This window comes from Nonomuraea sp. NEAU-A123 (genome assembly GCF_018603905.1).
In the GTDB taxonomy this organism is placed as follows: domain Bacteria; phylum Actinomycetota; class Actinomycetes; order Streptosporangiales; family Streptosporangiaceae; genus Nonomuraea.
Genome location: NZ_JAHFZZ010000004.1, coordinates 614,269 through 632,989, shown reverse-complemented (window position 1 = coordinate 632,989; position 18,721 = coordinate 614,269). Strand labels below are relative to the sequence as shown.

Annotated in this window: 17 protein-coding genes; 11 read left to right on the top strand and 6 right to left on the bottom strand. The window is 68.5% G+C overall.

The window, feature by feature from the left end:
* Positions 1-40: 40 nt before the first annotated feature.
* Positions 41-910, bottom strand: coding sequence for a carbon monoxide dehydrogenase subunit G (locus tag KLK06_RS59875; protein ID WP_308168260.1), 870 nt, complete (start codon positions 908-910; stop codon positions 41-43).
* A 309-nt stretch (positions 911-1,219) separates the two neighbouring features.
* Between KLK06_RS59875 and KLK06_RS15135 the strand changes: the two genes are divergently transcribed.
* A complete protein-coding gene (locus tag KLK06_RS15135; RefSeq protein ID WP_308168259.1) occupies positions 1,220-2,125 on the top strand; it encodes a polysaccharide deacetylase family protein in 906 nt (301 codons plus the stop codon).
* Positions 2,126-2,353: 228 nt separating this feature from the next.
* Positions 2,354-3,400, top strand: coding sequence for a serine protease (locus KLK06_RS15130; protein ID WP_250905383.1), 1,047 nt, complete (start codon positions 2,354-2,356; stop codon positions 3,398-3,400).
* Between the two features lie 282 nt (positions 3,401-3,682).
* Here the strand turns inward: KLK06_RS15130 and KLK06_RS15125 are convergent, their stop codons facing one another.
* A complete protein-coding gene (locus KLK06_RS15125) occupies positions 3,683-4,396 on the bottom strand; it encodes a TetR/AcrR family transcriptional regulator (protein ID WP_214636047.1) in 714 nt (237 codons plus the stop codon).
* 99 nt (positions 4,397-4,495) lie between these two features.
* Between KLK06_RS15125 and KLK06_RS15120 the strand changes: the two genes are divergently transcribed.
* The 3 genes from KLK06_RS15120 (at position 4,496) to cydB (ending at position 7,358) form a co-directional block, all read left to right on the top strand.
* Positions 4,496-4,918, top strand: a complete 423-nt coding sequence (locus KLK06_RS15120) for a hypothetical protein (RefSeq protein WP_214636046.1) — start codon at positions 4,496-4,498, stop codon at positions 4,916-4,918.
* A gap of 207 nt (positions 4,919-5,125) precedes the next feature.
* Entirely contained in the window at positions 5,126-6,469 is a 1,344-nt protein-coding gene (locus KLK06_RS15115) for a cytochrome ubiquinol oxidase subunit I (protein WP_214636045.1), read from the top strand.
* A gap of 10 nt (positions 6,470-6,479) precedes the next feature.
* Complete coding sequence (gene cydB, locus KLK06_RS15110; protein ID WP_214636044.1) at positions 6,480-7,358, top strand: cytochrome d ubiquinol oxidase subunit II; 879 nt, start codon at positions 6,480-6,482, stop codon at positions 7,356-7,358.
* A gap of 6 nt (positions 7,359-7,364) precedes the next feature.
* Here the strand turns inward: cydB and KLK06_RS15105 are convergent, their stop codons facing one another.
* Both KLK06_RS15105 and KLK06_RS15100 read right to left on the bottom strand, forming a co-directional pair.
* Positions 7,365-8,669 (bottom strand): tetratricopeptide repeat protein, encoded by a 1,305-nt coding sequence (locus tag KLK06_RS15105; RefSeq protein ID WP_214636043.1) that lies wholly within the window; start codon positions 8,667-8,669, stop codon positions 7,365-7,367.
* A gap of 132 nt (positions 8,670-8,801) precedes the next feature.
* Positions 8,802-9,704, bottom strand: coding sequence for a helix-turn-helix transcriptional regulator (locus KLK06_RS15100; RefSeq protein WP_214636042.1), 903 nt, complete (start codon positions 9,702-9,704; stop codon positions 8,802-8,804).
* 146 nt (positions 9,705-9,850) lie between these two features.
* Here KLK06_RS15100 and KLK06_RS15095 point away from each other — a divergent pair, with 146 nt between their 5' ends.
* The 4 genes from KLK06_RS15095 (at position 9,851) to KLK06_RS15080 (ending at position 14,213) form a co-directional block, all read left to right on the top strand.
* Entirely contained in the window at positions 9,851-10,444 is a 594-nt protein-coding gene (locus KLK06_RS15095) for a short chain dehydrogenase (protein WP_214636041.1), read from the top strand.
* A gap of 156 nt (positions 10,445-10,600) precedes the next feature.
* Positions 10,601-12,049 carry a glycoside-pentoside-hexuronide (GPH):cation symporter gene (locus KLK06_RS15090; RefSeq protein WP_214636040.1) on the top strand — a complete coding sequence of 483 codons (1,449 nt, stop codon included), beginning with the start codon at positions 10,601-10,603 and terminating at the stop codon, positions 12,047-12,049.
* Between the two features lie 81 nt (positions 12,050-12,130).
* On the top strand, positions 12,131-12,763 hold the full coding sequence (locus KLK06_RS15085) for a PadR family transcriptional regulator (protein ID WP_214636039.1): 633 nt from the start codon (positions 12,131-12,133) through the stop codon (positions 12,761-12,763).
* The gene (locus tag KLK06_RS15080; RefSeq protein ID WP_214636038.1) at positions 12,753-14,213 is read left to right on the top strand and encodes a sulfatase; all 1,461 of its coding nucleotides are present in this window, start codon (positions 12,753-12,755) and stop codon (positions 14,211-14,213) included. Before KLK06_RS15085 ends, KLK06_RS15080 begins: the two co-directional genes overlap by 11 nt.
* Before the next feature lie 110 nt (positions 14,214-14,323).
* On the opposite strand, the gene KLK06_RS15075 is transcribed toward KLK06_RS15080, so the two are convergent.
* Together KLK06_RS15075 and sigJ are read right to left on the bottom strand one after the other, a co-directional pair.
* Positions 14,324-15,508: an NAD(P)/FAD-dependent oxidoreductase gene (locus KLK06_RS15075; protein WP_214636037.1), complete on the bottom strand. Its 1,185-nt coding sequence runs from the start codon at positions 15,506-15,508 to the stop codon at positions 14,324-14,326.
* 81 nt (positions 15,509-15,589) lie between these two features.
* Positions 15,590-16,531: an RNA polymerase sigma factor SigJ gene (sigJ, locus tag KLK06_RS15070; protein ID WP_214636036.1), complete on the bottom strand. Its 942-nt coding sequence runs from the start codon at positions 16,529-16,531 to the stop codon at positions 15,590-15,592.
* A 115-nt stretch (positions 16,532-16,646) separates the two neighbouring features.
* On the opposite strand from sigJ, the gene KLK06_RS15065 reads away from it, so the two are divergent.
* Together KLK06_RS15065 and KLK06_RS15060 are read left to right on the top strand one after the other, a co-directional pair.
* Positions 16,647-17,327 (top strand): hypothetical protein, encoded by a 681-nt coding sequence (locus KLK06_RS15065; RefSeq protein ID WP_308168258.1) that lies wholly within the window; start codon positions 16,647-16,649, stop codon positions 17,325-17,327.
* Positions 17,328-17,698: 371 nt separating this feature from the next.
* Entirely contained in the window at positions 17,699-18,640 is a 942-nt protein-coding gene (locus tag KLK06_RS15060; RefSeq protein WP_214636034.1) for a hypothetical protein, read from the top strand.
* Positions 18,641-18,721 lie beyond the last annotated feature (81 nt).

Here is an 18,721-nt window from a genome sequence, read left to right as displayed (position 1 = left end):
TCTCGACCGACGGGACGGCACTGGTTCGATGGGGCAGCGGTCAGGGGCGCGGACGTCGGCCCGCCCGGCCGAGCAACCAGCCCACCGCGACGCCGGTCAGGGCGATGCCCGCCCCCATCCCGAACGACGCCAGCATCACCCACGGGCGCGTCTCCGTGTGGCTCCTGGGCGGGCGCTCGTATACGGCGGATGGGCGTTCATACACGGCAGGCGCCCGACGCCCCTCCGCACCCGCGGCCTCACCTGCCGCACGTGCCACCGCGGCTCGGCGTGCGGCCAACTCGTCTACCCCCATCCCGCGCTCAGCCTCTCCCTCCACGACCGCTCCCTGCCCGGCCCCGGAACGCACCACCGCTCCCTGTCCGGCTCCGGAACGCACCGCCGCTCCTTGCCCGACCCCGCGATCCGTCGCCGCTCCCTGCCCGGCCTCTCCGGCCGCGGGTACGCCGCCGCGCACGGCGTACCCATCCTCCGGGGCGCGCAGATGATCCTCGACGGCCGCGAAGAACTCCCCCGCCGTCCGCTTGGCCACCGAGCCGAGCATCCGCTGCCCCACCCCGCCGATCATGCCGCCGATGACCGCGTCGGCGTCGTAGTCGACCCGGGTCCCTTCGTCGACCTCGCTGAGCCGTACCAGCACGGTCGCCTCCACCGTCCCCGGAGCGCCCTGGCCACGCGCCCGCAGCACGAAGCTCTCCGGCTCCGACGGTTCGGCCAGCGACACCTCGCCCTGGTAGACGCCCTTGATGGACGCGACCCCCGCCGTCACCGTCATCCGGTACGTGTCCGGCCCCGTCTCCTCCAGGCGCTCACAGCCCGGGATGGTGCGCACCAGCACCGCCGGATCCTGGAGCGCGTCCCACACGCGATGTCTCTCGACGCCGATCATGGCGCTACCTGCCACCTTCACATCGCCACTCTAGGGACGAAGGGACGTTCGCGATAAGGGCAACACTCGCCAGCCGGACGATCGCTCCTTATCGGATGCACCCACCCCGCGATCATGGCTGGCAGGATGGGACCGATGTTGAAGGGTCGAGTCAGGGGACGAAACGTGTCGATCGTGGCCCATGTGGCCCATGTGCTGGGTGCCCGAGTGTCCCGAGCCGCCCGCACATTCCCCGCAGTACGCGCGGCCGGTGTGACCCGAGCGGCCCTGGCCCGAGCGGCCCTGACCCAAGCAGCCCTAACGCGAGCGACCCTGACCCAAGCAGCCCAAGTGGACGGTTTGTCCCCCGTGGCCCGGCCCGTCCGCGTGGCCGCCGTGGCGGCGGTCGCGGTCCTGCTGGCCGGCTGTGCGACCAGCGGCGAGTCAGGCGGTACGGCAGACGGCCCAGGAGGCGACACGACCGGCGCCACGCCAGGCAGCACGGCCACCAGCACCACCGCCCCCAGATCCGACGCGACCACGCAGCGACTCGACGGCCCGCCCGGCGCGGTGCCCAGGCGCGGCGAGGTACGCGCGATCCCGGCCACCGGCTCCCTGCCCCCGGTGATCAGCTCGATCCCCACCACCCGCAAGGTCGTCTTCCTGACCATCGACGACGGCTGGGAACAGGACCCCGGCTTCGTCCAGCGGGTACGCGACCAGCGGATCCCGATCACGGCGTTCGCCATGCGGGACGCGGTGGAGGCCAAGGGCACGCCCGACCCCGCCGGCGGCCCCGGCCAGTTCGTAGGAGCCGGAAAATGGGGATATTTCCGCTCATTACGTGACGCCCACGTACCCATCGAGAACCACACCCTCACCCACCCGAACCTCCGCCTCCTCGGCTACGACGCCCAGCGACGGGAGATCTGCGGCTCCTCCACCATCATCAGGAGAGAGCTGGGGACCAGGCCGACGCTGTTCAGGCCGCCGTTCGGCAACTACAACACCGACACGCTCAGAGCCGCCAAGAACTGCGGCCTGAAGACGGTCCTGCTCTGGACGGCCACCGTGCAGCCCGGCGGCAAGATCGCTTACCAGGTGCCGGACAAGAAGCTGCGCCCCGGCGACATCCTCTTGATCCACTTCCGCCCGAACCTGGCCAGGGACTTCCAGATCCTGGTCAACAAGATCAAGCGCCGCGGCTACGAACTCGGCAACCTCCAGGCATACCTGGACGCCGCCACCAACCGCTGACGCCACCCCGTCCCGAAAAGACCAGGACACTCCCTGGCCATCTCGTACGTCTGCCCACCACGCGGCGATCAAGCGCGTACGAAAGCCCCATGTTCGAAAGTGCTGCCTTAATCGAATACAAGTTCGCATAAGGGCTTCCCTGCCCGCGCACCGAAGTTTACGATCTTCCTGCTGCTCCACGTAGACGGGTCGTCAGAACGGCCCCACCACGGAACGGGGAAGATCGATATGAGACGCAAGCTGCTCGCGTCCGGCGTCGCCTTAGGCTTGCTGGGCGCCACCGCTCTGGCCACACCTGCTCATGCGGCGAACGTGGTGTCGGCCCCGCTGGCCTTCAGCGCCGCGGAAGCCCAGCAGGTCGCGGCGTTCTGGCTGGCCGACGGGGCCGCCAACCTCAGGAACGCCACCCCCTTCGCCCCGCCGCACGAGGTCCGCGGGGAACGCACGTCCGGCGCCATCGTGCCGTCCACCCAGCCCAGCCAGTACAACCCCGTGGCTCCGCTGGCGGAGGGCGACCCGCCCCAGACCGCGGGCAAGGTGTTCTTCGTCGGCGGTGACGAGCAGTCACACTGGTGCTCGGGAGTCGCCGTGCACACGCAGTACCGCAACGTCGTCGCCACGGCCGCGCACTGTGTGTACGACACGGTGGGCGCGCCCGCCACGACCCACAACTGGGTCTTCATCCCCGGTTCCACCGAAGGCGCGACCCCGTTCGGCCTCTACGTCGGCAAGCGGGCGTTCACCCACTACGACTTCACCCAGTACCAGGACCATGACCGCGACTTCGCCTTCGTCAACGTCTACAGCGGCGTCGTCCCGTCCGCCGACGGAACGCTGACCACCAACGGGAGGCTGGTGGACATCGTCGGCGGGCAGGGCCTGACCTTCAATCAGGAGATCAACGAGACGACGGCCCCCACTGTGGACGTCTTCGGCTTCCCCGCCGGCCCCCACCCCGACGGAACCCGGCCCTACACCGGCCAGAGCCTCGAACGGTCCACCGGCAGGACGTCCGTGATGAGCCTGTCCAGTCCGCCCGCCGATCAGCTGGTCGGCGTCGAGTCCCCGTTCACCGGCGACGGCTCGCTCGGCTCCGCCTGGCTGAAGGGCTACAGCGACGAGCAAGGCCTCGGCTACCTCAACGGCATCACGACCGGGGTCTCCGACACCGACGGCGACGGCCGCTACGACACGGGGGTCTCCCCGTACTTCGACACGGGACTGGCCATGATCTTCAAGGCCGCGGCCGCCTCCTGGACCGGCCGCATCACCTGAGCATCACGCCGATCCCCATGCGTCATCCCCCGCGTCTCCCAGAAGCGCCCGCGCCGGGGAGGCGCGGGCTCCGGTCAACCGCGCAGGAAGTACCGGCCGGTCATGGTCTATCACGTTGCCCCGCGACAAGCCGAGGCGACCATGAGAAGCGCGGCAGCGAACGTGGCGGCCGCGGCCCGGTCGGCGGGACCCGCCGGCACCGTCGGCAGCGCGCCGTCCGAGGTCGCCGCGGACGCGGCAAGCCGGACAAACGCCTACTGACCGCCCCCTGACGAGAGACGGTCAGCGGGCGCCGGCCGCAGCTACCACCGTCTCGATCTCCGCGGCCAGCAGGTGGCCGGCGTCCATGCCCATGCTGTCGAAGGCGCCGGAGATCTCGAGCGAGACGAGCCCGTGGATGCGGGACCAGCCGAGCACCGCGACCCGGAGCGCCCGCGTGGAGATGCCCGCGGGCGCGCCGATCGCCTGCGCCCACCCCAACAGCGCCTCGTCCAGCGGAGCGCCGTCCGAAGGGGATGGCGACGCGATCTCCGCCAGGGCGTCGAGCAGGGCGAGCATCCCCTGGTTGAACGCGATGACGCCCTCCTGCGGATCCTCCGCGCCGGGCGAGCGGTCGCTGAACAGCATCGCGTACCGGCGCGGGTGGTCCAGGGCCCATCGCCGGTACGCGTGGGCGATGCGGGCGACCCGGCCCACGGCACCCTGCGCGGCCTCCTCCCGCTCCGTCCCCTCCCGCCCTTCCCGCCCGGCTGCGGCGACCGTGGAGCCGAGGTCGGCGTAGGCGGCGATGAGCAGCGCGTCCAGCAGCGCCTCGCGCGAGGGGAAGTAGCGGTAGAGCGCCGGCGGGGTCATCCCCATGGCTTTTCCCAGCGATGCGATCGACACGTGGTTCACGCCGCCCTCGTCGACGAGCTCGAAGGCGTGCTGCTTGATCTCCTCGACCGTCTGCCGCCGGAGCCGTTCGCGGCGGGTGAGGGGTTCGGAGTCTGTAGCCATGACGGCAGTGTAGCCCCATTGCGCACGCTACGATCCGACGCTACTGTCAAGAGCAGTAACAAATGTTAATGACAGTAACTCAATCAGCAAGGAGTCGCCATGACCGCCACCCTCCCCAGCCCCGCAACCTGGGCAGACCGGACCGGACGCGCACTGATGGCCGTCGACGCGGTCGCGACCCTCGTCGCGTTCGCGGGCGGGGTCATGAACATGGTCAACGCCTCCGACGACCGCTTAATGGTCGAGGGATGGCGGACGTTCGGCTATCTCGTCTTCGCCGGCATGTGGGCCATGCTGGCCCTCCGGCCGCGCAGACACCCCGGCTTCTGGGAGCTCATCCTGCTCCAGAAGATCCTGGTCACCATCTGGGCCTTCGCGATCGGCGCCGTGCCCGAGGCGCAGACGGCCAGCTTCATCGACCTCGGCCTCGTGGTGACGACCATCCTCGCGTACGTGCTGTGCCGCGGCTGGTACGCCTGGCGCACCACCCTGCCCACCCAGCCCGTCGGCGTAACCGGCTGACGCCCGGCACCGTGGACCAGGTCCACCCCAAGACGTACGCACGAATCAGCCCCTCGGCTGACGCGCCCGAACGCCCCCGCACGCCATCGTGAGACCACCGATCCGCAGGCTTGTGACGAAGATCGCATAGCCCAGCTCTACAGCCTGTAGTACTACTGTAAGTAGACGCACTACAGCTTGTAGAGCAAAGCACCCGGTGGGGGGAAGATGGACGCGCTCGATCTCGCGCGGTGGCAGTTCGGGGTGACCACCGTCTACCACTTTCTGTTCGTGCCGTTGACGATCGGCCTGGGCATCTTCGTGGCCGGGCTCCAGACCGCCTGGCACCGGACGGGCAAGGAGCACTACCTCCGGCTGACGAAGTTCTTCGGCAAGCTGTTCCTGATCAACTTCGCCATGGGCGTGGTCACCGGCATCGTGCAGGAGTTCCAGTTCGGCATGAACTGGAGCGAATACTCCACCTTCGTCGGCGACGTGTTCGGCGCACCCCTGGCCATGGAGGCGCTGCTGGCGTTCTTCATGGAGTCCACGTTCCTGGGATTGTGGATCTTCGGTTGGGAGCGGCTGCCGAAGAAGGTCCATCTGGCGTGCATCTGGGCCGCCGCCATCGGCTCCAACTTGTCGGCATATTTCATCCTCGCGGCCAACGCCTGGATGAAGCACCCGGTCGGCTACGAGGTGGTCGACGGCCGCGCCAGGATGACCGACCTGTGGGCGGTGCTCACCAACCCCACCGCGACCGCCCAGGTGCCGCACGTCATTGCCGCCGCCTTCATCGTGGCGGGCGGGTTCGTGCTGGCGGTGAGCGGCTACTGGCTGCTGAAGACGAAAGCCCCCATGTGGCGCAGCGCCGCGCGGGCCGCGCTGGTCATGACCGCGCTGGCCGGGGCCGTCGTCGCGGGCACCGGCGACACCTCGGCCAGGCTGCTGTACGAGCAGCAGCCGATGAAGCTGGCCTCCGCCGAGGGCCTCGAGCACGACACCGCCGGAGCCCCGTTCTCCATCGCCCCCGGCATCGAGATCCCCAACCTCCTCAGCTTCCTGTCCACCCACGACTTCACCGCCACGGTCCAGGGCACCGAGGACCTGCAGGCCCGGTTCGAGCGGCAGTTCGGCCCCGGCGACTACCGGCCTAACCAGCCCGTCGTCTTCTGGTCGTTCCGGGTGATGATCGTCTTCGGCCTGACCACGGTGGCGCTGTCGGTGCTCGGCCTCTGGCTCACCCGCCGCAGACGCGACCTGCCCGATTGGCTGGCCCGGACCATGGTGCTGGCCCTGCCCCTGCCGTTCCTCGCGATGATCGCCGGCTGGCTGCTGAGCGAGATAGGCCGCCAGCCGTGGACCGTGGCGGGCGAACTGCTCACTGCCTCGAGCGTGTCGCCCGGCGTGAGCCTGGCCGAGGTGGCCACCTCACTGACGATCTTCACTCTCCTGTACGGCGCGCTCGCGGTGGCCGAAGCCGTACTCCTGACCAGGCACGTACGCAAGGGCCCCGAGCAGACGGAGCCCGTCCCCGCGACCGAGCGACTCCAGCCGTCGCTGATGTATTGAGGTGCAGACAGTGATCAACCTGTGGTTCGTCATCATCGCCTTCCTCTGGACCGGCTACTTCGTCCTCGAGGGCTTCGACTTCGGCGTGGGCCTGCTGGCACCGTTCGTGAGCAGGGGACCCGAGCAGCACCGGCAGAGCCTGGAGACGATCGGCCCGGTCTGGGACGGCAACGAGGTGTGGCTGATCACCGCCGTGGGCGCCATGTTCGCGGCCTTCCCCGCCTGGTACGCCGGGATGTTCAGCGCCTTCTACCTGCCGGTGGTGCTGATCCTGGTCGGCCTGATCGTCCGCGGCGTCGGCCTCGAATGGCGCGGCAAGGTGACCAACCCGGTCTGGTGCGACCTGGGCATCGTGGCCGGCAGCGCCCTGCCGGCGTTCCTGTGGGGCGCGGTCTTCGCCGACCTGCTGTTCGACAGCGCGCTCGCCGCGCTCGTGGGCGGCCTCTTCACGCTGGCCACGTGCGTCCTGCACGGCGCCGTCTTCCTATCCCTCAAGACCGACGGCCCAGTACGCCGACGCGCCCGCGCGACCGCGCTGGCCGCGAGCGCCGTGGTCCTGCCGCTGGCCGTGGCGGCTCTGTCCGCCCTGGGCTCGATCCCCGCCCTGATCTCGATGGCGGCGCTGGCCGCCGCGGCGGCACTGACGTTCCGCCGCCGGGAGGGCTGGGCCTTCGCCGCCACCGCCGGCGCCATCGCCCTGGCCTCCGTGGCGGTCTTCGCCGAGCTCCGGTGGGCGCCGCTACCCGGCCTCACACTCACGGACGCGGCCTCGGGGCCGTACACCCTCACGATGCTGAGCTGGATCGGGCTGATCACGCTGCCGTTCGTGCTGGTGTACCAGGGGTGGACGTACTGGGTGTTCCGCAAGCGCGTGGTCCTGACGCACTGACTGGACTCACCCCCGGGTGATGTAAAGGCGCATGTCGGTGTAGTCGAAGGTGATGGCGAAGGGCTTGAAGAACTCGTGGGTGAAGTTGGCGATCAGATCGAAGCCGAACTGCGCGGACTGGCCCGGGCCGGGGAATCCGGGAAAGACCTGCTCGGCGGCGTGGCCGGGCACTTTGCGGCCGACCGCCCCGCCCAGGCTGATGCGCTCGGCGGTGATCGGATAGAGCTTGGTTCCGGGCTGTTGGATGGGATGGTCGTAGTCCACTGCCATGCCCACCCGTTCGGCGATCTCCACCGTGGTGTCGAGGCCGCTGCCGATGCCGCCGGTGTCGAGGGTGACCATCCGCGGCCCGTCGTCACCCAGACTGCCCAGCGTGCAAGGGTAGTGATCTCCGGCCAGCCACAGCGGGAGCCGGTCGGCGGCGCGCGCTCGCGGCGCGGTCTTGGTCTTGCGCCGCAAGGTCAGGGCGCGGCCGGCGTAGTTCATCGTGGTCAGGAAGTGGTAGAAGATCGTCGTGCCGAACGCGCCCGCCGCCGTCGACCCGTCGGGCAGGGACGGCCGCTGCGCGTCGCTCCATTGCACCGGAAGGCTGCGGATCTCGATGTTGCCGATCTTGAACGAGTCCAGGACGCCGAGCCAGATGGTGATCGGTTGATTGTTGGCGACCCCTCCCGAGTGGGTGGCCACCGCGCGCAGACCCGCCGCTTCCGCCACCTCGCGCGACAAGTCGAGCGTCGCGTAGGTGTCGAGCCAGAACTTCCCCGGTTTCCCCCCGTTCAGGCTGGCTTCGACGGCAGGCACGGGGTCCAGGGTGACGAAGGGCACGTGCGCGCTCTGCGCCCCGTGAATCTGCCACGGCGTGCCGCTGATGTGGGAGTAGAGGTCGCCGTACGCCCTGTCACGAGGGCGGCCGGTGCCCTGGAGCAGCGGTATCGCGCGGGCGAGCTGATCTTGCCGGACGAAGCACTCGGCCAGCCGCTGCGCCGAGGCGATGTCGCCGGGCCGCAGGGCGACGGCCTTGGACAGGTGCTTCTCCGCGTCGCCGAAGCGATTGGACAGCAGGGCGATGTACCCGGTCTGGGCATAGGCGTGCGCGTTGCGCGGATCCTCGCGCAGGACGCGCCGATAGCCGCGCTCGGCCGCGGCGAACTTGCCCTCCTTGAAGAGCTGATCAGGATCGTCCACGGCGGCGAACGCCGGGCTCGGGCCGGAACCCAGCAGGGGAAGGCTCGCGCCCGCGGCCGCGGCCAGGCCCGCGCGCCGCAGGAACGCGCGCCGGTCGGGCGCCTGGAAATCGGCCGAAGGGGTCATATCAAGGTCCTCACGTCGTGCTCGAAAAGCCGCACCGCCGCGGTGATCGCAGCGATCGTGAGCCCACACAACCCGGAGGCGCGTTTCCCCGGCGTTTCCATGCCTGTGCATACCAACGGCAGCCCGGAGCCCTTAAAGGCGGCGCGCCTTGGTGTCCAATGGCCCGACGAGCGGTGTAGCGGTGGCGGTCAGGTCGGCGAGCATCCGCAGGGCGGCTTCGGAGGGTGAGCCCGGTTCGGCGTTGAACACGGCCACACGCTGCCCCTCATCCTCCGGCAGAACCATGAACTCGGCCATGAGGGCCATGGTGCCCACCACCGGGTGGCAGTAGGTACGGGCCGCGGTGTCGCAGTCACCCACCGCGTGGGCGGCCCAGAGTCTCGCGAACTCGGGACTTCCGAGGGTCAGCTCGCCGATGAGCCTGCTCAGCTCGGGGGCACCGGGGTGGCGTCCGGCGATCAGCCGCAGGTCGGCGACGGTGGACCGGGCCTTACGGGTCCATTCGGGGTAGAGCTCTCGCATGTGGGGATCCAGGAACAGCATGCGAGCGACATTGGGCCGGTCGGCGGGCCGGTTCGGCGCGTCGATGTCAAGATGGCCGGCCAGCAGAGCGTGTGCCATCGGGTTCCACGCGAGGACGTCGAGGAAGCGCCCCATGACCAGGGCGGGCACGTCCCCGAACGACTCGATCATGAGTCGTACACCCTGCCGCACCTGCTCGGGCTTGGCGGCGACCCGGCGGCGGGTCGCCGAACGCCTCGGCCGGGCCAGTGAGTACAGGTGGGCGCGCTCGGCATCGTCCAGACACAGAACGCGGGCGACGGCATCGAGCACGGCATCCGAGGCGTTGGGACTCTGCCCTTGTTCGAGCCGGGTGTAGTACCCGGCGCTCACCCCGGCGAGCTGAGCCAGCTCCTCGCGGCGCAGACCCGGCACCCGCCGCCGCCCCCCGTACGTGGGCAGCCCGGCATCCTCCGGCCGCAGCCGCGCCCGCCTCGACCGCAGAAACTCCCCCAACTCCGCATATATCGCCATACGTACAAGTGTCGCGGAGCCACGGCCGTCGAGCCTGCACCTGTCAGATGTAGTCACCGCAGGTGTACACCCGGCAGATGGCTGGGCCCGGCATGCCAACTGCCGCAGCATGGGCCCCACCAGCCGCCAGACGAAACGGACACGCCATGAAGATTCTTGTGATCGGTGCGACGGGAACCATCGGGAGCACGGTGGCCGATCAGTTGGCGGCGCGCCATGAAGTGGTGCGCGCGTCGCGCCGCGGCCCAGTGCGGGTGGACCTGACGGACGCCGCCTCGATCGACGCCCTGTTCGCGCAGGTCGGCGAGGTGGACGCGGTAGTGTGCTGCGCCGCGAGCGGCGGCCTGACCCCGCTGGACGCGCCGTCGGACCCGGACTTCTGGAGCGGCCTCGACGGCAAACTCATCGGGCAGGTGAACCTGGTACGGCGAGCACTCACCCACGTACGAGACGGCGGATCCGTGACGCTCACCAGCGGCCGGTTCGCCGCCCCCGTCCCGGGAAGCTCACTCGGCTATCTGGTCAACGCCAGCCTGGAGGCGTTCGTACACGCCGCGGCGACGGAGATGCCACGTGGCGTCCGCCTGAACACCGTCAGCCCCGGCTGGGTCCGCGAAAGCCTCCTCAGTCTGGGCATGGACCCGACTCCCGGCACCCCCGTGGCCGAGGTCGCCCGCGTGTACATAGAGGCCGCGGAAGGCGCCGCCCACGGCCGTACGCTCACCGTGGGCACGGGGTGAAACGCCGCAAGCCATCCCAACGGAGGGCTATTCCACAAAATCCTGCCACCCGGGGTTGTGTGCGGCCAAGAGCTGTGTGTAGCGTCACACCACCTACTCAACTTGAGGAATATCGAGTTGTGAGGCCGAGCGTCCTGGGACGACAGGAGTGTCGACGTGAAACCCACAAGCCTCGAGAAGCTGCCGTTCACAACGGTCCTGGGCTACGGAGCCGGTGACTTCGGCTTCAACCTGGCCTTCAGCCTCAGCGCCACATTCCTGCTGTACTACTACACGGATGTCGCGGGCATCTCCGCCGCCGCCGTGGGCACCATGTTCTTCGTCGTGCGACTGTGGGACGGCCTCGCCGACCTGATCGCCGGGCGCGCGGTCGACCGCACGATGACGCGGTGGGGGAAGTTCCGGCCCTACCTCATGTTCGGCGCCGTTCCGCTGCTGCTCCTGAGTTACCTGGTCTTCCACGTGCCCGCCGGCCTGGAGGCCGGCACGAAACTCCTGTACGCCTACATCAGCTACGCCGCGCTCGGCTTCGTCTACTCCCTCGCCAACATCCCCTACGGCTCGCTGGCCTCGGCGGTGACGCAGTCGGTGCATGAGCGGGCCAAGCTGGTGGCGGGCCGCGCCTTCGGAGCGGCGGTCGGCAGCATCATCCTGACCTTCGTCATCGGCGGGATGGTGAACGATCTCAGGGCCCAGAAGGCCGCCGTGGTCACGCCGGCGGATCTCGCCGCCTACCAGGCCGCCATCCAGGACGTCTTCACCAAGGTGACGCTGGCGTTCATCGTGATCGGCACGGCGGCGTTCTGGTTCACCGCGTGGGCCTGCCGCGAGCGCGTCGTCCGGAGGCAGCCGCGCATCACCGTCCGCGAGACGATCGCGACCTTGAAGTCCAACAAGCCGCTGGCCTACTTGTGCGGATCGAGCTTCTTCTACATGACCGGCGTTTTCGCCGTCACCGGTTCCACCGCCTTCTACGCCCAGTACGTTCTGAACGACATCTCCCTCGTCGGGGTCATCACCCTGGTCAACACGGGAATCTCGCTACTGATCACCCCTGCCATCCCGTGGATCATCCGCAAGGTCGGCAAGAAGCGGGTCTTCCAGTACTGCGGCGTGTTCACCGTCGTCGGCGGCGTCGGCCTGTTCCTCGCTCCGGCCGCCATGCTCTGGCTCGTGCTCCTGACGCTCGCCATCAAAGGCGTCGGCGCGACCCTCATCAACACGCTCATGTTCGGACTGGAGGCCGACACGGTCGAGTACGGCGAGTGGCAGACCGGCAATCGCAGCGAGGGCCTCACGTACGCCCTGTTCACCTTCACCCGCAAGCTGTGCCAGTCCATCGGCGGGGCCCTGGGGGCCTGGGCGCTGGCGTTCGGCGGCTACGTCGCCGCGAGCAAGGCCGTGCCGCGCCCGGTACAGCCCGAGAGCGCCATTCTCGCCATCAAGGCCACCATGGGCCTGCTCCCGGCCGCCGCCGCCGTGATCGCCATGCTCATTTTCCTCAAGTACCCCCTGACCGACAGCAGGTTCCGGCAGATCCGCGACGAGACCGAGGCTCGTAAGACCGCCGCGCTCACGGCGCAGCCCGAACCCACGGCGCCATAGCTGTCGACGGCGGTGCTAGGTTAGCCCGCAGGTAGTCCACTTGAGGAATAGCTGTCCCTCTTGGATCGATGGAGCTTTCCCATGATCAAACGGCTCGATGTGATCGTGCTGGGCCTGTTGAGGGCCCGTCCGCGGACGGGCTACGACATCCGCAAGTGGCTGGACACGTACGGCAGGATCATGGGCTACAGCGCTCCGACGTCGCAGATCTACCGCCAGCTGACCAGACTGGCCGAGCGGGACTGGGCCTACACGGTGGTCGACCCGCGCAGCTCGGGTCCCGACGCCAAGCTCTATGTCCTCACCGACCTCGGGCATGAGGTTTTCGAAGAATGGGCCACGTCCCCGTACGAGCCGGCCGAACGACCGATGGACCCCGACTTCCAGGTACGGCTGCGGTTCACCCAGCACCGGGGACCCGCGGCCGCCCTCGACCTGGTGCGGACCGAGCTGCGCTACCGACGGGCACAGCACGAGCGCCAGTTCCCGTACAACCCCACCCTGCTGCCCGAGGAGGCGGCACCCGCGGAGCACGCCTGGGACCTGGAGATGCATCTGATGCTGAACCAGCGGGGCCGTTTGCTGGCCTCGACCCTGATCACCTGGCTCGAGACCACCGAGGCCAGACTCGCGGCGCTGGTGGAGCCACTCGAGCAGCGCGCCGGCTCCGTCCAGCCGCAAGACCTCATGAGGAGAAACGATCTTGACAACTGACGGCGAACGCCGGCCCAACATCGTCATGATCCTTACGGACGACCACGCCGCGCACTCGATCAGCGCCTACGGCTCCGTGGTCAACCGGACGCCGCGGATAGACGAGATCGCCCGCCTCGGCTGGCGGTTCGACAACTGCTTCGTGACGAACTCACTGTGCTCCCCCAGCCGAGCCTCGATCCTGACCGGCACCTACAGCCACGTCAACGGGGTCTCGACCTTGTGGACGCCGATCGACGCGAGCCAGCCGACCTTCATCTCCCAGCTACGAGAGGCCGGCTACAAGACCGCGATGATCGGCAAATGGCACATGGGCGACGGCGAGGGCCACAACCCCCAGAACTTCGACTACTGGAACGTCCTCCTGGGCCAGGGCGAGTACTGGAACCCGCGCTTCCTGTCCGAGGACGGGCTGCGCACGGTCGAGGGCTACGCCACCGATGTCATCACCGACCTGGCCACCAACTGGGTCGACTCCCTCGACGGAGATGACCCGTGGTGCGTGCTGATCTACCACAAGGCGCCGCACCGCTCCTGGGAGCCGAAGGACGAGCACAAGGCGATGTACGCCGACCCCGTCCCCCTCCCCACGACGTTCTGGGACGACTACGACACCCGCAGCAGCTCGGCCCGACGGGTGGCCATGCGGATCGCCGAACAGCTCAGCCGGGCCGACCTCAAGCAGGACCCACCGGAGGGCCTGGGCTACGAGGAGCTGGCGGTGTGGAAGTACCAGCGCTTCATGCAGGACTACCTGGCCTGCGTGGAGTCGGTGGACGAGAACGTCGGCCGGGTCGTCGACTGGCTGCGCGAGCGCGGGGACTTCGCGGACACCCTGCTGATGTACGCCTCCGACCAGGGGTTCTTCCTGGGCGATCACGGCTGGTTCGACAAGCGCCTGATGTACGAGGAGTCACTGCGGATGCCGTTCCTGCTCAGCTACCCGCGCAAGGTCGCGACCGGCAAGGTCTTCGAGGGGATCGTGACCAACGTCGACATGGCGCAGACGATCCTCGACGCCGCCGGGGTGAGGCACCACCCTCGGATGCAGGGCCGCAGCTTCTGGCCGGACCTGCTGGAGCGGCACGACCTGCCTCCGGTGGAGGGAATGTACTACCGCTACTGGGAACACGACGACGCCTTCCACAAGGCGCCCGCGCATTACGGTTACCGCACCGACCGCTACAAGATCATCTATTTCTACAACGACGGACTCGGGCTGAAGGGCAGCGGCTACTACACCTACCCCCCGGAGTGGGAGCTGTACGACCTGCGAACCGACCCCGAGGAACTGCGCAACGTCTACGACGACCCGGCCTACACCGGGATCCGCGAGGAGTTGAAGACCGCCATGTGGCGCGAACAGGCTCGCCTGGGCGACACCCCGCACCCGTCCCAGCCACGCCCGGCAGGTGTCGAGGACGTTCCCACCGCTCCCAGCCGAACCTGAGAGGACACCCACCTCAAGCCACGGCATCGTCAACGGCGCCGGATGACCGTCGGCGTACATCTACGCCCACGCGGCGATCTGCGGGCCGGAAAGGTCGTCCACCACGATGGTCATACAGTCTCCCGCTTTGGCGTCTGCTCACGCGTAACGCGGTGGCGCCGGGTGGGCATCCCGAGTGTCGGGTTGGCGACGCTCCATGCGGCGCTCTTGCAGATCAGTTCCTTGTAGGCGGCGCCCAGCCGGCCGCGCAGGACCATCTGCTTGGCGCGGTCGTCGGCCGTGACGTACTGGATCAGGCCCTCCTTGCGGCCCAGCGAGATGCACTGGTTGGCGTAGCCGATCGTCTTGTTCGGCACCTTCCGGCCGGTCAGGCGCGCCGCGATGACGTCGGCGGCCAGCCAAGCGGTGGGGATTCCCGAGGCGCACGACATCCGTAGCGGCTTGTCTCCGGCGCCCATCGCCATGGCCGCGTCGCCGACGGCGTACACATCGGGGTGTGAAACCGAGCGCATGGTCCGGTCGACCACGATCTGGCCGGTGCCGGAAACCTCCAAGGAAGTCGTCTTCGCGATCGGGTGGACCGCGAAACCGGCGGTCCATACGGTGACCGCGGCGGGGATGACCCTGCCGTCGGCGGTGGTGACGTGGTCGGCTTCGACCCCGGTGATGGCGGTGCGCTCGTACGCGGTGATGCCGAGCTTGCCGAAGACCTTCCGTACATGCTCGCGGCCCTTGGGTGAGAGCCAGTCGCCGAGGCTGCCGCTGGCGGCGAGGGCGACGTCGAGGTCCGGGCGGGCCTCGGCGATCTCGGTCGAGGCCTCCACACCGGTGAGCCCGCCGCCCACCACCACTACGGTCTGCCCGGCATCGAGGCTCGCGAGGCGCTCGCGTAGCCCGAGTGCTCCGGTACGGCCGGCGATCTGGTAGGCGTGCTCGGCGGTCCCGGGTACGGCTTGGCTGTTCCAGCCGCTGCCGAGGGCGTAGACGAGGGTGTCGTACGCCAGCTCTTCCGCACCGTTCGCGCCGGTGATGGCGACGGTCTTGCGGTCGACGTCGACGCCGGTGACCTTCGCGAGCCTCAGTTCGACGCCGGTGCCGGCGTAGATCTCGCCGAGTGGCCGGGGCTTGAGGTCCTGGCCGGTCGCCAGCTGGTGGTTGCGGACGCGTTCGACGAAGTCAGGCTCGGCGTTGACGAGGGTGATGGCGACGTCCTCGCGGCGCAGCCGCTTGGCGAGGCGGCCGGCGGCGCTGGCTCCGGTGTATCCGGCTCCGAGAACGATGATGCGGTGCTGCATTTCGGGCTCCTGTCCGATTCGGATTTGTCACTTGAACCGGATGGCCCGCCGATTCCTGACAGGAGCGCGATGTGAGACACGTCACATCACGAGCAGGGGCTCCCCATGGCTTACCGCCGCCCATTGCTCGGTCGCGCGTTCGAGCTTGTCGGGGTTCGCCTGGGTACGGCAGGCGGTGATGCCCTCGGCGGTGACCTCCAGGCACATGATGGCGACGACCCGGCCTTCCACGACGGCCACAACGGCGGGCTCGCCATTGACGGTCCAGGCGTACACCTCGGGCGAGCCGCCGACGACGGCGCGCTTGGCTTCGGCGGGCTTGAACAGGCCCCACACGAACTTCGCGACCGCGACGGCTCCCTCGACCGCCTTGGTGCGCGCCGGAACCTTCCCTCCGCCGTCGCCGATGGAGACGGCGTCCGCGGTGAGCAGGCGCACGAGCGGTTCGGTCTGGCCGCTGGTGGCGGCAGCCAGGAACTCCTCGACGATCCGCCGGGCGGCGGCATTATCGATCTCGGTGCGGGCTTTGCCGTACGCGACATGCTTCTTGGCGCGGTGAAAGATCTGCTGGCTGGCCGCCTCGGTGATGGCGAGGATCTCGGCGATCTCCCGGTGCGGGTAGTCGAACGCCTCCCGCAGCACGTACACCGCCCGCTCATTGGGGGTCAGGCGCTCCATGAGGGCGAGGACCGCGTACGAGACCGATTCGCGCTGCTCGGCGGTGTCGGCGGGGCCGAGCATCGGGTCCCCGGCGAGCAGCGGCTCGGGAAGCCATTGGCCCACATAGGTCTCGCGGCGCGCCCGCGCGGAGGTGAGCTGGTTGAGGCACAGGTTGGTGAGGACCTTCGTCAGCCAAGCCTCGGGGACCTCGACGCGGTCGACGTCGGCGGCCTGCCAGCGCAGGAACGTCTCCTGCACGACGTCCTCCGCCTCGTCCGCGGAGCCGAGAAGACGGTAGGCGATGGCCTCCAGACGGGGCCTCGACAGCTCGAACCGGTCGACGTCATCCACCGTCAAAGGCATGACCCGATCTTAACGGCGTGTCAGCGCACGCTGCACTGTGTGCCTCTTGCCGAGGACCTCCGCTTCGTTCCGGACATGCGCGGGATTGTCAGCAGCGTCGGCTTTGATGGGGCCCGTGTCTGTCCATGAAGTGATCCGACAACTGCCCCACATCTCGATCGTGCGAGACCGCTCCCGGGCCATGGCCATGTTGGACGCGATCATGAGTCCCGACTGGGAGTCCAGGTACTACTCGTTCAACTGCCGATGGTCGCCGACTGAGGAGATGGCCTCGATGCGCGACGGAAGCGGAAACGAGTACTCGATCGTCTTCTCGTCGGCAGGCGCGTATGCCCGTGGCTTCGATCACGAGTCGCCGATGAGCCCGTATCGCATTGATCCTCCGGAACCGTGGCCCGGTCTGTTCGACTCGATGCCTGAGGCGTTTCGGCCATATGTCACCGAGCCCGCGTTCAGTGATCAGGCGGCGACACCACTGGCGACGGTGTGTTTCTGGCGGGAGCATGGCGACGACGAATGGAGAACCGGCGCGATCCAGAGCCTGCCGAAGGGCATCAGGGACGACGGCAGCGCCGAGTGGCTGTTCGATGTTCTGCTTGATGGCAGGCCGGAGGCGTATCAGGAGTTCGCGGAAGAGTACTACGAGGTCGCGGCGGACCTCGAGGCGATACGGTCCATCTATGCGCTGCGGCCGCTGACGCAAAGCATCGTTTCCGCGCTTGATTCGGAGGCCGACCTAGCCAGTCTCGAGGAGGATCTGGCTGAGATCGGATACCCCATCAGCTGTTGGGAATGATGATCAGGTCGTGCTGGGACAGCGTCTCCCCTCGGTGACCGGCAATGAGGTCATGGCGTTTTCCGGCCGGGTTGCTTCTGGGTCTGGAGGAGTGATCCGTATGTTGTCGACACGACGCCATGGCCACGGTCGGCCCTCGCGCCTGACACCCGAAACGCGCAGCCCGGATCAACCCCGGCAATGCCCTTCACCTCCCCCGGGCGGGGGACGAGTCCCATCGCGGTTCACACCGTGGAGGGATCCTGCCCGATCGACGGCTCCAGAAAGATCGACGGTGTCGAGATCGACCGGCTCAGGGGGTTCGGGTTCAGGTGGCACAGGATTCGGCGGGCTTTCCGGATGCGACGAACGTGGGCGCGCGATGGAGTGGGGTGCGCGGGCTCGCGGGCTATACCGCGGCGCTCGGGATGTCGCTCTATTTGGCCGTCAAGGTGTTCTGGGTCGCTGCGGCTTTGCTGGGGTATGGCCCGGACGACTACAGCACCGCCGACTGGGTGGCGCTCAACGCCGTCACCGTGCTGATGGCGGTGACCGGGATCGGGTTGGGGCTGGCGCTGGCCCAGCCGTGGGGCCGTCGGCTGCCGGCCATACCGGTGATCTTCGTCTCTTGGGTGGGTGCGGGCTTCCTGGTCCCGATGCTGCCCTATGTGGTGATCAGCAATGTCCTCGGCGCACTCGGGATCGACCTGGGTGGCGGTGGAGACGACGCCTCCGCCCAGAGTCCGCGAGGAGAGGAGATCTTCATCACCATCGGCTTCACCGCAATGGCCGTGGGGCTGGCCGTGGCCTTGCCGATCTACCTGAGAGAGAGATGGCCGCACCCCTTCCTCGGCCGGGTCGGGGACGGTACCGCCCGCTCATCGAAGCCCGTCACGGCGGCGATGGCGGTGGCCGTCGGGCTGGGCCTGCTCTGGTGCTACTGGGCGCTGGGCGGGACGTTGGGCCTTGACCCGGCTCATCGCGATCATTGGGATCTGAACGGGCGGCTGCTGAACGCGAGTGCGGGACTGTGGGCCCTGCTCGGAGCCTGGAGCATCTGGACGGTCACGCGCCGCCGGCCCGTCCGGCTTCGACGGTGGATCCCCATGGCGCTGGCCTTCGGGGCGTCAGGCTCGCTGTTCGCTTGGAGTGGTTGGAAGCTCCCTATGGCAGTTCTGCGACCCGGGGGTTTCGTGACCGCGGAATACGTGACGGTGGCAATCGTTCAGCACGCCTTGAGCATCGGTGTGGGCCTGGCTCTCATGGCCGCCATTCTGCGGGTCGCCCGGGGGGACGGTGCCGCACGGCTGGAGAATGCCGCTCCCTCCGAATGAGTAGCGAGGACTTCGACCGCGTCGTCCTCACCGGCGACCCGTTCGGCAATGGCGAACCAGCCGAGGTCCACAGGGAACGGC

Coding starts and splice junctions, on each gene's coding strand:
- sigJ (WP_214636036.1), bottom strand. CDS start 16,531: ATGCCTTTGACGGTGGATGACGTCGACCGGTTCGAGCTGTCGAGGCCC.
- KLK06_RS15095 (WP_214636041.1), top strand. CDS start 9,851: ATGAAGATTCTTGTGATCGGTGCGACGGGAACCATCGGGAGCACGGTG.
- KLK06_RS15125 (WP_214636047.1), bottom strand. CDS start 4,396: ATGGCTACAGACTCCGAACCCCTCACCCGCCGCGAACGGCTCCGGCGG.
- KLK06_RS15130 (WP_250905383.1), top strand. CDS start 2,354: ATGAGACGCAAGCTGCTCGCGTCCGGCGTCGCCTTAGGCTTGCTGGGC.
- KLK06_RS15100 (WP_214636042.1), bottom strand. CDS start 9,704: ATGGCGATATATGCGGAGTTGGGGGAGTTTCTGCGGTCGAGGCGGGCG.
- KLK06_RS15105 (WP_214636043.1), bottom strand. CDS start 8,669: ATGACCCCTTCGGCCGATTTCCAGGCGCCCGACCGGCGCGCGTTCCTG.
- KLK06_RS15115 (WP_214636045.1), top strand. CDS start 5,126: ATGGACGCGCTCGATCTCGCGCGGTGGCAGTTCGGGGTGACCACCGTC.
- KLK06_RS15120 (WP_214636046.1), top strand. CDS start 4,496: ATGACCGCCACCCTCCCCAGCCCCGCAACCTGGGCAGACCGGACCGGA.
- KLK06_RS15085 (WP_214636039.1), top strand. CDS start 12,131: ATGATCAAACGGCTCGATGTGATCGTGCTGGGCCTGTTGAGGGCCCGT.
- KLK06_RS15075 (WP_214636037.1), bottom strand. CDS start 15,508: ATGCAGCACCGCATCATCGTTCTCGGAGCCGGATACACCGGAGCCAGC.